General features: G+C 70.7%; 12 protein-coding genes. 4 read left to right on the top strand and 8 right to left on the bottom strand.

Annotated elements, in window-relative coordinates; translation table 11 throughout:
- Together ACIQWG_RS04685 and ACIQWG_RS04690 are read right to left on the bottom strand one after the other, a co-directional pair.
- Positions 1-609, bottom strand: a complete 609-nt coding sequence (locus tag ACIQWG_RS04685; protein ID WP_404090809.1) for a DNA polymerase ligase N-terminal domain-containing protein — start codon at positions 607-609, stop codon at positions 1-3.
- A gap of 81 nt (positions 610-690) precedes the next feature.
- On the bottom strand, positions 691-1521 hold the full coding sequence (locus ACIQWG_RS04690) for an aldo/keto reductase (RefSeq protein ID WP_404090141.1): 831 nt from the start codon (positions 1519-1521) through the stop codon (positions 691-693).
- A 95-nt stretch (positions 1522-1616) separates the two neighbouring features.
- On the opposite strand from ACIQWG_RS04690, the gene ACIQWG_RS04695 reads away from it, so the two are divergent.
- On the top strand, positions 1617-2681 hold the full coding sequence (locus ACIQWG_RS04695; RefSeq protein WP_404090810.1) for a LacI family DNA-binding transcriptional regulator: 1065 nt from the start codon (positions 1617-1619) through the stop codon (positions 2679-2681).
- Here the strand turns inward: ACIQWG_RS04695 and ACIQWG_RS04700 are convergent.
- From ACIQWG_RS04700 to ACIQWG_RS04715, 4 genes are read right to left on the bottom strand one after another with little or no spacing between them, the layout of a single operon-like run.
- Positions 2644-4044, bottom strand: coding sequence for a glycoside hydrolase family 32 protein (locus ACIQWG_RS04700; RefSeq protein WP_404090143.1), 1401 nt, complete (start codon positions 4042-4044; stop codon positions 2644-2646). The genes ACIQWG_RS04695 and ACIQWG_RS04700 overlap by 38 nt on opposite strands.
- Complete coding sequence (locus tag ACIQWG_RS04705) at positions 4041-4895, bottom strand: carbohydrate ABC transporter permease (protein WP_404090145.1); 855 nt, start codon at positions 4893-4895, stop codon at positions 4041-4043. Before ACIQWG_RS04705 ends, ACIQWG_RS04700 begins: the two co-directional genes overlap by 4 nt.
- Positions 4896-4910: 15 nt before the next feature.
- Positions 4911-5870 carry a carbohydrate ABC transporter permease gene (locus ACIQWG_RS04710; protein WP_404090147.1) on the bottom strand — a complete coding sequence of 320 codons (960 nt, stop codon included), beginning with the start codon at positions 5868-5870 and terminating at the stop codon, positions 4911-4913.
- Positions 5867-7276: an extracellular solute-binding protein gene (locus ACIQWG_RS04715; protein ID WP_404090149.1), complete on the bottom strand. Its 1410-nt coding sequence runs from the start codon at positions 7274-7276 to the stop codon at positions 5867-5869. The genes ACIQWG_RS04710 and ACIQWG_RS04715 overlap by 4 nt, the downstream gene beginning before the upstream one ends.
- A gap of 173 nt (positions 7277-7449) precedes the next feature.
- Between ACIQWG_RS04715 and ACIQWG_RS04720 the strand changes: the two genes are divergently transcribed.
- Positions 7450-9000 carry a glycoside hydrolase family 32 protein gene (locus ACIQWG_RS04720; RefSeq protein WP_404090151.1) on the top strand — a complete coding sequence of 517 codons (1551 nt, stop codon included), beginning with the start codon at positions 7450-7452 and terminating at the stop codon, positions 8998-9000.
- Between the two features lie 90 nt (positions 9001-9090).
- Positions 9091-10065, top strand: coding sequence for a TauD/TfdA dioxygenase family protein (locus ACIQWG_RS04725; RefSeq protein ID WP_404090153.1), 975 nt, complete (start codon positions 9091-9093; stop codon positions 10063-10065).
- A 28-nt stretch (positions 10066-10093) separates the two neighbouring features.
- Here ACIQWG_RS04725 and ACIQWG_RS04730 read toward each other — a convergent pair whose 3' ends face one another.
- Complete coding sequence (locus ACIQWG_RS04730; protein WP_404090155.1) at positions 10094-10972, bottom strand: alpha/beta fold hydrolase; 879 nt, start codon at positions 10970-10972, stop codon at positions 10094-10096.
- A gap of 172 nt (positions 10973-11144) precedes the next feature.
- Entirely contained in the window at positions 11145-11723 is a 579-nt protein-coding gene (locus ACIQWG_RS04735; protein ID WP_404090157.1) for a TetR family transcriptional regulator, read from the bottom strand.
- A 116-nt stretch (positions 11724-11839) separates the two neighbouring features.
- On the opposite strand from ACIQWG_RS04735, the gene ACIQWG_RS04740 reads away from it, so the two are divergent.
- Entirely contained in the window at positions 11840-12823 is a 984-nt protein-coding gene (locus ACIQWG_RS04740; protein ID WP_404090159.1) for an aldo/keto reductase, read from the top strand.

Here is a 12823-nt window from a genome sequence, read left to right on the forward strand (position 1 = left end):
TCAGCCCTCGTCGCCGTCCGCCGCGACTTGGGCGAGGGTGCGGCCGGTCCGGGACGAACGGGCCCGGTACGGATCGGGGGTGCCGTGCGCACCGGAGTGCCCCTTGCCGGCCTTCACCAGCAGCCATGCCTCCCGGTCGTCCTGGCTGCCGCGGATCCGGGTGAGGGCGTACTCGCCGTGCAGCTTCGACCCGCTCAGCCGGAACGTGGCATGACCGCGCTCCAGCGACTCGCCGAAGTCGACGGGCCTGCCCTTGCGGTCGTGACTGAGCGGCTCGTACGTGCCGTGGTCCCAGACGATCACCGTGCCGCCGCCGTACTCGCCCTTCGGGATCACGCCCTCGAAGTCCTCGTACTCCAGCGGATGGTCCTCGGTCGGCATCGCCAGCCGCTTGTCGTGGGGGTCGTCGGAGGGCCCCTTCGGCACCGACCAGGACTTCAGTACGTCGTCCACCTGGAGCCGGAAGTCGAAGTGCAGCGTGCGGGCGTCATGGATCTGCACGACGAACCGCGGCGCCTCACCGGCGGCGGCGGAGCGTCCCTCCGGCTCCCGCGTCCGACCGAAGTCACGCTTGCCGTGGTACTCCCGCAGATGGTCCTTCTTCTCCACCACGAGCGCCTCCTATCCGAGCGCTCCGAGTACCCAGGGGCGGCGCCCACGACTCCCGCCGCCCGTGGCTCTCGCTCCCGCTCAGAACTCCTCGTGCGTCTCGGGGTCGCCGCCCAGCCGGCGAGGGGCCCGGTCGGCGACGGCGGCCATCTGTGTGGCGTCCAGGGTGAACCCGAAGACGTCGAGGTTCTCGCGCTGCCGTTCCGGGTTCTGCGACTTCGGGATGGGCAGGGCGCCCAGCTGGGTGTGCCAGCGCAGCACGACCTGGCCGGGGGTGACCTTGAGGGTGTCGGCGATGCCCTTGACGACCGGGTCGTCCAGGAGGCTCGTGCCGCGGCCGAGCGGGCTCCAGCTCTCGGTGACGATGCCCTTGCCGGAGTGGAACGCGCGCAGCTCGTCCTGCGGGAACAGCGGGTGCAGTTCGATCTGGTTGACGGAGGGCAGGACCCCGGTCTCCCGCTCCAGCCGTTCGATGTGCTCGGGCGTGAAGTTGGAGACGCCGATCGAGCGGACCAGGCCTTCCTCCCGCAGCTTGATCATGGCCCGCCAGGAGTCGACGTACTTGTCGACGCGGGGGAGCGGCCAGTGGATCAGGTACAGGTCGACATAGTCGAGGCCCAGTCGGCCGCGGGACTCCTCGAAGGAGGCGAGGGTCTCGTCGTAGCCGTGGTGCCGGCCCGGGAGCTTCGTGGTCACGACCACGTCCTCACGCGGCACGTCACTGCGGGCGACGCCCCGGCCGACCCCCGTCTCGTTGCGGTAGTTCGTCGCGGTGTCGACCAGCCGGTAGCCCGTCTCCAGGGCGTCGACAACCGCCTGTTCCGCCTGGGCGTCGTCCATCGGCCAGGTGCCCAGGCCGATGCCGGGGATCGTCGTACCGTCGTTGAGCGTGTGGAGCGGAATGCCGATCACTGTGGGACCTTCCCTCGACTGTGCCGTACACCCAGCGTCACGGATAGGGTGAGGATCGATCAACCTGGCGGGTGGGGACGAGGGCGGCGGACGGCATGGGCGGCACCGAGGAGAAGCAGCCGGCGGGACCCGGGCGTCCCACGTCACGTGACGTCGCCCGGCTGGCCGGGGTGTCCCACACGGCGGTCTCCTTCGTCTTCAACGGCCGCGCCGACGGCAATCTGTCGCCCGCCACCCAGGAACGCATCCGCCGCGCCGCCACCGAGCTCGGCTACCGCCCCGACCCCGTGGCCCGCGGTCTGCGCCGCCGCCGTACCGCCGTCATCGGCCTGGTCACGGACGAGATCGCCTCCTCACCCTTCGCGGGCCGGCTGCTGCGCGGCGCCATGGAGACGGCCTGGGACAGCGAGCACCTCGTCCTGACCATCGACTCCGGTGGCGACCCGGCCAAGGAGGACGCGGCCGTCGCCGAACTCCTCGACCGGCGCGTGGACGGCATCATCTACGCCGCGATGTCGCTGCGCCGCGTCCGTGTCCCCGAGGGACTGCACCGCACCCACTCGGTCCTCGCCAACTGTCTGCCCGAGGACGACTCGCTGCCCGCCGTCATCCCCGCCGAGCGCGCGGGCGGCCGTACGGCGGCGCGGCTGCTGCTGGACCAGGGGCACCGCAGGGTCGCCATGGTGGGCGGGCAGGACGACATCGCCTCCGTCGACCGGCTGCGCGGCTTCCGGGACGCGCTGCGCGCCGAGGGGATCACCGTCCCCAAGGAGTGGGTCGTGCGCAGCGGCGGCGAGATCGCCGGCGGATACGAGGGCGCGAGGCGCGTCCTCGACGGCATCCCCGCCGACCGGCGTCCCACCGGGGTCTTCTGCTACAACGACCGGGTCGCGGCGGGCGCCCTGCACGCCGCGACCCGGCTCGGCATCGGCGTCCCGGCCGAGCTGTCGGTGGTCGGCTACGACGACCAGGAACACATGGCGGCCTTCCTCACGCCGCCCCTGACCACCATCGCCCTGCCCCACCGGGCGATGGGCGAGGCCGCCACGCGCCTGCTCCTGGAGGCCATCGACACGGGCCGGACGCCGCCCGCGACGGTACGGCGCCTGGCCTGTCCGGTGATCAGCCGGGCGTCGGTGGGACCAGCGCCCAGCCGGTGACGGTGGCCCCGGCCCCGGTCACGAAGAGTTCCGCGACGTCGTCCGCCCGCCGGTAGACCCGCTCGGTCACCATCGCCCGGTCGCCGACGAACAGTTCGAACAGCGACCCGTCGACCAGGATCCGTACCTCGCCGGCCGGCGCCCGCACCACGATCGGGGCGCAGCCGTCGGGCCGGGTCCGGGGCCAGCCACCCCGGTCGAGCGTCACGGTGCCCTCGTCCGGGTCCAGCACGACCGTCAGTTCCGCGCCCGAGGCGGACCGCAGCAGACTCACGGCGGTGCGGCCGGGCGCGGTCACCGTCAGGTCGTAGGCCTCCGGCAGGGCGGCGCGCAGGTCGGGTGCGGAGACGAACGGCTCGGCGGCACGCAGCGATTCGAGCTCCGGCGCCGGAGCGACACACAGGGAACCGTCGGCATGGACATCCACCACGCGGGGGGCGGTGAGGACGCCGGCCCAGCCCGCACGGTCGATGTCCTCCCGCTCCCGCGCCTCCCACGACCAGCCCCACATCAACGCCCGGTCCCGCTCCTGGAGTACGGCGGGCGCGTAGAAGTCCCGGCCGTGGTCCAGTCGCCCGCCCGCGCGGGGTTCGAAGCGCAACTCGCCCTGGGCGTGCGGCCGTAGACGGCCGGTCAGATACCCGGTCTCGCACGGGTTCCCGTCCCACAGCGACAGCACCAGCACCCATTCCCCCCTGCCCGTCTCGAAGAGCTGCGGGCACTCCCAGCCGACCGCCTTGTCGCCGAAGGCATCCGCGGCGACGGGGTCATGGCCGTCGAGCAGCACCCCGGCGAACCGCCAGTCGGCCAGGTCGTCGCAGTCGTACAGCAGGGCCGACGGGGTCCCGTCCGCATGTCCCGCGCCGACCAGCGCCCACCGTCGCCCGCCGCTGCTGAAGACGAACGGGTCGCGGAACATCACCACGTCCAGCCCGGGCGGCGGCCCGGTCACGACCGGCTCGGGCAGCGGCCGCCAGTCGGTGAGTGTCTCGTCCTGAGGCATCAGGGACCGCGCCAGGCAGATCGAGCCGAGGCCGGTGTGGTGCCGGTCGACGCCCGTGTAGACGGCCGTCGGCACGCCGTCGTCGTCGACCACACAGCCCGACCAGCAGCCCGCCTCGTCCGGCCCGCCGGGTGTCGGGGTGAGCGCGATCGGATGGTGTTCCCAGTGGACGAGGTCGGGGCTGGAGGCATGGCCCCAGTGGACGTTCGTGTGCACGGGCGCGTCGGGGTTGTGCTGGTAGAAGAGATGATGACGGCCGCGCCAACGGAAGGGCCCGTTCGGGTCGTTGATCCAGTTGGCGGGGGGACGGACCCGGAAGCGCGGGGCGCCGGGATCCGTGGACCGGGCTGCGAGGCTCAACGGTTGACTCCTGCGGACGTGATGCCCTCACGCAGAGGGCGCTGACCGACGACGAACACGGCGACGGCGGGGATCATGGAGAGGACCACACCGGCGAGCACCACCGAGATGGAGCCGGTGCCCAGGTTGCCCTGGAGGGAGACCAGGCCCAGCGGAAGGGTGTAGTTCTGCGCCGAGGTCTCCAGGATCAGGGGGCGGAAGAACTCGTTCCAGTGGTAGTTGAAGGCCAGTACGCCGACGATCGCGAGGCCGGGCGCGGCGAGCGGGGCGTACACGGACCGGAAGGTCCGCCAGGGCCCGCAGCCGTCCAGCATCGCCGCCTCGCCCAGGTCCTTGGGCATGCCCAGGAAGTACTGGCGCATCAGGAACGTCCCGAACGCGGTCGGAAAGGCCGGGACGATCAGACCCAGCAGGGTGTCGGTCAGGCCCATCGACTTCAGCACCAGGAACACCGGCACGATGGTCACCTGGAGCGGCACCATCATGGTCGCCAGGACCAGCCCGAACAGCGGCTTCTTGAACCGGAATTCGAGGCGCGCGAAGGCGTACCCGGCCAGGCCGGCCGTGATCATCTGACCCACGGCTATGAGCGCGGTCACCAGCGTCGAGTTCAGGGCGAGCAGCCAGACGTCGATCTGGCCGAAGACCCCGCGGTAGGCCTCGGTGGACGGGTCGGTCGGGATGATGCTCGGCGGCAGGTCGAAGGCCTCGGCCGGGGTGCGCAGCGAGGTGGACACCGTCCACAGGACCGGCCCGAGGGTGAGGAGCGCGCACACGGTGAGGCCGGCGATCCGGGCCCAGGGCGCGAGGGAGTGCCGGGTGCGGCTCAGGGAGTAGGTCGCTTGGCTCATCAGGGACTCACCGGCTCACTGGTAGTGGACGAAACGCCGGCTGAGCCGGAACTGGAGGGCGGTGACCGCCATGATCAGCACGAACAGCAGCACGCCCACGGCCGAGGCGGCGCCGAAGCGGAGCTGCTCGAACGCGCTCTCGTAGATGACCATCACCACGGTGCGGGTGGCGTCGCCGGGACCGCCGTTGGTGAGGACGTACGGCTGCTCGAAGACCTGGAGCGCGTTGATGATGCCGACCACCGACGCGACCAGCAGCGTGGGTGACAGCAGCGGCAGCGTGATGCTCAGGTGCTTGCGCAGCCCGGTCGCGCCGTCGAGCGAGGCGGCCTCGTGGATCTCCTTGGGAATGTTGTTCAGACCGCCCACGAACAGCAGGAACGAGAACCCGAACTGCTGCCAGACATAGACCAGGACCACCGTGACCATCGCCGCGTTCTCGGACGTCAGCCAGGGCACCGGCGCTACGCCGACCAGACCGAGCAGCCAGTTCACTACGCCGAAGTCCTGGTTGAACAGGTACTTCATTACCACCGAGATCGACGCGGCGGACAGCACCAGCGGGAAGAAGAACGCCGACCGGAACACCGAGCGCAGCCACACCGGCATCCGCCCGTTCACGGCCAGCGCCAGGGTGAGCGCGATCAGCAGCTGGAGGGCGACTGCGAACACCATGAACACCAGCGTGTTGCCGAAGGAGACCAGCACGGTCGAATCGGTGAAGACCTCACGGTAGTTGGCGGCGCCCGCGAAGCTCGGATCGTCGATCACGTTCCAGTGGAACAGGCTGAGCACCACCGAGCCGACGATCGGGACCACCGTGAAGACGACGATGCCGACGATCGTGGGCGCGAGGAACAGCGTGGCCAGCAACCGGGAGCCGCGGTCGCGGGCCGAGGGCCGGGGCGCGGAGCCGGCCGGCGGCCGGGCCGGTCGCTCCGGCCGTACGGCGGGCGGTGTCCGGGTGTTCGTCATACGTCACGCTCCATGGCCTTCTCCAGATCGCTCTGCATCCTGCGCAGCGCGGGCGCCACCGAGCGGCGCGAGGCGAGCGCGGTGCCGGTGTGCTTGAGCAGCACCTGCTCGACCTCGGCGACCTGCGGCGGAGCCGGGATCGGCCCGGTGTCGGGAAACTTGTCGAGGGTGTCGTAGAAGACCGGCCAGTTGCTCGGGCCGGTCTCGCGGTAGCGCTCGGCGGTCAGCATCGAGCGGCGCGCCGGGGTGGTCTGATTCGTGGAGAACAGCCGCATCAGGGTGTCCCTGCGGGCGGCGTACTTGATGAACTCCCAGGCTTCCTCCTGCCGTTGGGAGGTGCGCAGCAGCGCGTAGCCGGCGGCTCCGTACTGCATGCGCTGGGTGCGCCAGCGGGGGAAGTACTGCACGTCGAAGCCGTTCGCCTCCATGCCGGCCAGATGCAGACCGCCCGCCCAGAAGCCACCCGCGGGCGTGACCCCGACCCGTCCGGTGGAGAACACGCCGATGAGGTTCTGCCCGTTGCCGCCCTCGGGCCGGGTGCACAGCCCGTCCTCGATGAGCGAGGCGAGATAGTCGTACGTCTCCTCCACACGCGCGTCCGTGGCCTGCGGGGTCGTCCATCGGAAGCCGCCCCCGCGGCCGGCCCGGTCGGCGGCCGGGTAGAAGGAGTCCCACAGCCAGTCGCCGCCGGGCGCCTTGGACTCGGTGAGCAGATTGGTGTCGTTGGCGAACAGCCAGGGCACCACTCCGCCCCACAGCCGGTTGGTCCAGAAGTACGGCGTGAACTGGGCGCCGCTGGAGCTCTTCATGTCCCGCAGCAGCGCGGTGAAGTCGTCGCGGGTCCAGTCGGCGGCGGGGAAGTCCGCGCCCGCCCGCTTCAGCACCTGGTGGTTGAGGTAGATTTCGGCCGCGTTGAACTCGACCGGCAGCTGGTACAGGCTCCCCTCGTACATCATCGACTCCACCAGCGAGGGATGGACGTCGGCGAAGTACTCGCGCAGCTCCTCGGCGTCCCGCCGCACCCAGTCGTCCAGCGGGACCCCGAGGCGCTGCGCGAACAGCTGGACGCCCTCGGTGGCGACGTACACCAGATCGGGCGCGGTGCCCGCGGCGATCTGGGTGAGGATCTTCGCGAAGAAGTCCGACCAGTCGACGGCCTGCACCGCGTTGATCCGCAGCTTGATGTCGGGGTGGACCTTCTTGAAGCCCTCGGTGAGCGTACGGACGGCCGCCGGGCCGTAGGCGGGGCCGAGTGTGGCGACGACGAGCGAACCGTCGTCGCGGCCGGGGATGTCGGCTCCGGTGAGCCGCTCCCAGCTCGCGGCGGTACCGGCCAGCGCGGCGGCTCCCGCGCCGTAGGCGCCGTACCGCAGCAGGGTGCGGCGGGTGGGATGCGAGTCGGTCATACGGGGGCCTAACTCGTGTTAGTCGAGAGGTGATGCCCCAGATGATGGGAAGGGCGTCACGGCCCTGTCAATAGGCGTGAACCACTTGACCTTTAACGAGTTAGGTCCCACAGTCCTGGTCCCATGAGCCGCCCTCCCGACGTCCTGGACGTCCGACGAGAGGAACATCCGTGATGCGCGCCATGACCAGGAGAGCCCTGCTGGCCGGCTCGGCCGTGGGGGCCTCGGCCGCCCTCCTGCCGACCGCGACCCCGGCCGCCGCGAAACCCGCGAGAACCGCCGCCACCTGCGCGAGCTACCGGGCCGAATACCACTTCACGGTCCCCGACCAGTGGAAGAACGACCCGCAGCGCCCGGTGTGGATCGACGGCGAATACCGCTACTACTACCTGTACAACCCGGACTACTTCACCGGCGGCACCACCGCGGGGACCGCCTGGCGGCTGGCCACCAGCACCGACCTGGTGACCTTCACCGACCAGGGGATCGCCGTGCCGAAGGACACCACTCCCAACGGCGACCTGTGGTCGGGCTCGGCGGTGATCGACACGCAGAACACGGCCGGCTTCGGCGCGGGCGCGGTGATCGTCATCGCCACCATGGCGCCCGACGAGGTCACCCAGGCGCAGTACCTGTACCACTCGTCCGACGGTGGCCGGACCTTCGTGAACCACGGCACCGATCCGGTGCTGCCCAACCCCGGCGTCCGTGACTTCCGCGATCCCAAGGTGATCCGCGACGAGGAGCGCGGGCGATGGGTGATGGCCCTCGCGGAGAACGACAAGGTGGGCTTCTACCACTCCACCGACCTGAAGTCCTGGTCGTACGTCAGCGGCTTCGTCAAGGGCGGCATCGGCGTCCTGGAGTGCCCGGACCTGTTCCGCATCACCGCCGTCGACGGCACCGCGAAGTGGGTCCTCGGCGTCAGCGCGAACGGCAAAGGGGCCGGGCTGCCCAACACATACGCCTACTGGACGGGCTCCTTCGACGGCAGCGTCTTCACCGCCGATGCCGCCGACCCGCAATGGCTCGACCACGGCTGGGACTGGTACGCGGCCGTCACCTTCGACAGGCACCGCGGTGACGGCTCGGTCGACCCGTCCGTCCGCTACGCCCTGGGCTGGCTCAACAACTGGGACTACGCCGGCGTCACCCCCACGATCGACTGCGACGGCTTCAACGGCACCGACTCGATCGTCCGGCAACTCACCCTGCGGCGCGGCTCCGACGGGACCCACTACCTAGCCTCACAACCGGTCGCCGCGCTGGACGACCATGTCTCCCGCACGGTGCACCTGGGCGACCTGGAGGTCAGCGGCACCCGAGTGCTCGACCACCGAGGCACGGCCTACGAAGTGACCTGCGAGATCACCTGGGACCAGCTCAGGGGCGCCGGCCTCCAACTGCGCCGGTCCCTCGACGGCACCCGTCACATCGACGCCGGGATCTACGAGGACTACGCGTTCCTCAACCGTCGCCCCACCGTCAACCCCGACGCCTCCGGCAGATGGCAGGAGAGCCACAGCCCGTTCGACCCGTCCGCCCGCACAGTCAAACTGCGGATCCTGGTCGACCGTACGTCCGTCGAGATGTTCGTGGACGACGGGCGTCACGTCCACTCCTCGGCGGTCTTCCCGTATCTGATCGACACCGGGCTCGCGCTGTTCACGATCGACGGCACGGCGGTCTTCCGGAACACGGTGATACGGGAGTTCGCCGGCTGAGGCCCTGTCGCCACGTTCGCCGAACGCTGTCACGATCTTCCTGGAACCGGCTCGCACCGGAGCCGGTCCGACGACCGACGGAGCGTGCGGATGACGATGGACAGGGCCACGGCGGACGGGACCAAGTCGCCCACCGGGATCGAGGTGAACCCGGTCGCCGGGTACATCGGGGCCGAGATCACGGGGGTCGACCTGGCGGGGGAGCTGGACGACGCGGTGGTCGCCGCGATCCGGGCGGCCGTGCTGCGCTGGAAGGTCGTGTTCTTCCGGGGGCAGCGGCTGGATCACACCGGCCATGTCGCGTTCGCGCGGCGGTTCGGGGAACCGGTCGTGCTGCGCAAGCGGGGGAGCGCGTCTCCGGCGGAGTTCCCCGAGGTGGAGACGACCGCCGACCGGCTGGAGCTGGGCGGGAAGTTCGGGATGGAGCACGACGAGTGGCTGCGGCGCCGCCGCCACACCCTGCTGCGCGGCTGGCACTGCGACCACGGCGCCCGCATCGACCCGCCCGCCGCGACGATCCTGCGCGCCGAGACCGTACCGCCCTACGGCGGCGACACCACGTGGTCCAACCTGGCGGCCGCGTACGCCGGACTGTCGGAGCCGGTGCGGGAGTTCGTGGACGGACTGCGTGCCGAGCACCGCCTGGGCGTCGGCTACCAGCCGCGGCCCGGCGAGGACACCTATGTCCGTCATCTGCTGGACCACCAGGTCGCCTCGCTGCATCCCCTGGTGCGCGTCCACCCGGAGACGGGGGAGCGGGTGCTCTACGTCAACGGCTACTACGTCGAGCAGATCGCCGGGCTCTCGCGGCCGGAGAGCCGGGCGATCCTCGACATGCTGCTGGAGCAGGCGGTGCGTCCCGAGTACACGGTCCGCTTCCGCTGGGAGCCCGGCAGCGTGGCCTTCTGGGACAACCGGGCCACCATCCACCTCGCGCCCGGCGACAACGCCCACCTCGACTTCCCCCGGATCATGCACCGGGTGATGCTCACCGGTGACGTACCGGTGGGGGTGGACGGCAAGCCGTCGGAGGCGGTGACCGGGACGGAACCGGGGCGCTGGTAGCAGCCGGCCGGGGCGGGGGGCGTGTGCTTCAGCGGGCGAACAGTTCCCGCAGCGCCTTCGCGACGTCGTCCGGCGCCTCCTCGGCCATGAAGTGGCCGCAGGAGACGGTCGTGTGCCGCAGATCCGGCGCCCAGGCACGCCACAGTGCTGCCGCGTCGAAGCCGAGTGCCGCGCCCCAGTCCTGCTGGAGCACGCTCACCGGCATCCGCAGCGTGCCTCCTGCCTCCCGGTCGGTCCGGTCGTGCTCGACGTCGACGCCGGCCGAAGCCCGGAAGTCGGCGACGATCGAGGGCACCGCCGCACGGCAGGCCGCCAGATAGGCGGCGCGCACCTCGTCCGGGATCGCGTGCCGGTCGGTGCTCCAGATGTCCAGGAAGTGGCCGAAGAAGGCGTCCGGGGCGGCGTTGATCATGTGTTCGGGCAGGCCGGGGGGTTGAGCCATGAGATAGAGGTGGAAGCCGACGGCGGCCGTCACGCCCCGCATCACGTCCCACATGTCCAGGGTCGGCAGGACGTCCAGACAGGCCAGATGGGTCACCGTGTCCGGGTGGTCGAGTCCGGCGCGGAACGCCACCAGGGCCCCGCGATCGTGCCCGGCCAGGGCGAAGCGCTCGTGCCCGAGTGCGCGGGCCAGGGCCACGATGTCCGCGGCCATGGTCCGCTTCGCGTAGCCGGTGCCGTCGGTCTCCGCAGGTTTGTCGCTGGCGCCGTAGCCGCGCAGGTCCGGGCAGATGACCGTGTGATCGGCCGCGAGGTCGGCGGCCACATGGCGCCACATCAGATGGGTCTGCGGAAAGCCGTGCAGCAGGACGACGGGCGGTCCCGAGCCGCCGACGGCCGTGTGCAGGGCCACGCCGTCGGCGACGGGGACGCGGTGCTGGTCGAAGCCGGGGATGACTGGGGGCATGGCCTGCTCTTTCCGCTGCTCATCGAGGGTGCTGGTGGGAGGGCTCGCGGAGGGGCCCGGGGACTCCTCCTGCTCCTGCCTTTGATCCTCCCGGCGGTGGATGAGCAGCGGATGAGCGGCGGGGTGGGGGCGGTCCGTGCTGCCGGTCACGGGGCTGGGCCGGCCGCCCCGGCTATCCGGGTGGCGCGGTGATCCGCCGTACGGCCTCGACGACGGCGGCGCGGTGCTGGGCCAGTCGTTTTGTCGACCGCGCGTGGCTTCCGTCCGTCGGGGTCATGTCCTCCGCGACGGTGAACCAGGCTTGGGTCAGCGCCAGCACCAGAGCCACCACATCGGCCGGATCGAGAGCGGGGTCGACGCGGCCCTGCTGCTGGGCCGTGGCCACGCCCGCGGTCTTGGCGCGGTACGTGGCGACCTCCTCGTCGGTGGCGCCAGGGCGCTCCAGTCGCTTCCAGAAGAGCAGCCGCATCAGGTCGGGGTGGGCGACCAGGTCGTCGAAGACCTGTCCCGCGAAGCCTGCGAGGTCCCCGGCGTCGAAGGACACTGTCTCCGCGCCCACGGCGAGCACCCGTTCGATCACGGCGTCGAACAGTTGCTCCTTGTTGCCGAAGTAGACGTAGATCAGCCGCTTGTTCGCGTTGGCCGCCTCGGCGATGCGGTCCACGCGCGCGCCGGCCAGGCCGTACGCGGCGAACTCGGCGGCGGCGGCGTCGAGCAGACGGGCTTTCGTCGCGGTGGAGTCTCGGGGCATGGGGCCACCCTAACAAGTAACTATCCAGTTATTGACATTCCCGGAGGCGTGCTCCACTCTGAATCTATCCAGTTAGTTACATACGGCTGGGCGAGCGCGACACAAGGAAGATCACGATGGAACTCCGCACACTCGGCAGCCAGGGCCTCACCGTCTCCACCCAAGGGCTCGGCTGCATGGGCATGAGCGCCTTCTACGGCAGCACCGACGACGCCGAATCGCTGGCCACCATCGAGCGGGCCCTGGAACTGGGCGTGACCCTGCTCGACACCGCCGAGATCTACGGCCCCTTCACCAACGAGCGGCTCATCGGCACGGCGCTCACCGGTCGGCGCGAGCGGGCCGTGATCGCCACCAAGACCGGAATCGAGATCGGCGACGACGGCTCGCCGGGCGGCCTCAACGGGCGCCCCGAGTACATCCGTCACGCTCTGGACCGCTCCCTGCGCCACTTGAACACCGACTACGTCGACCTCTACTACCTGCACCGGGTCGACCCGCAGGTGCCGATCGAGGAGACCGTCGGCGCCATGGGTGAGCTGGTGCATGCCGGCAAGGTCCGCCACATCGGCCTGTCCGAGGCCGCGCCGCAGACCATCCGCCGCGCGCACCGCACCCATCCGCTGAGCGCTGTCCAGACCGAGTACTCGCTCTTCGAGCGCGGCGTCGAGCACGACGGGGTCATGGACACCCTGAACGAACTCGGCATCGGCCTCGTCGCCAACTCGCCGCTGGGGCGCGGCTTCCTCTCCGGCACGATCACCGGCCCGGCGGACTTCGCCACCGACGACTACCGCCGCACCGACCCCCGCTTCCAGGGCGAGAACTTCCACCGCAACCTGGCGGTGGTCGACGAGGTCCGCCGAATCGCCGCCGCCAAGCAGGTCACACCGTCCCAGCTGGCCCTCGCCTGGGTCATCCACCAGGGCGCGGTCGCGATTCCCGGCACCAAGCGCCGCCGCTACCTGGAGGAGAACAGGGCCGCTGCCGCGATAGCGATCACCGCGGACGAACTGGCCGCGATCGACGCGGTCGCCCCGCACGGGATCGTCTCCGGGGACCGGTACGCCCCCGAGCAGATGCAGTTTCTCAACGGCTGA

Source organism: Streptomyces sp. NPDC098781 (assembly GCF_044759995.1).
Classification (GTDB): Bacteria; Actinomycetota; Actinomycetes; order Streptomycetales; family Streptomycetaceae; genus Streptomyces.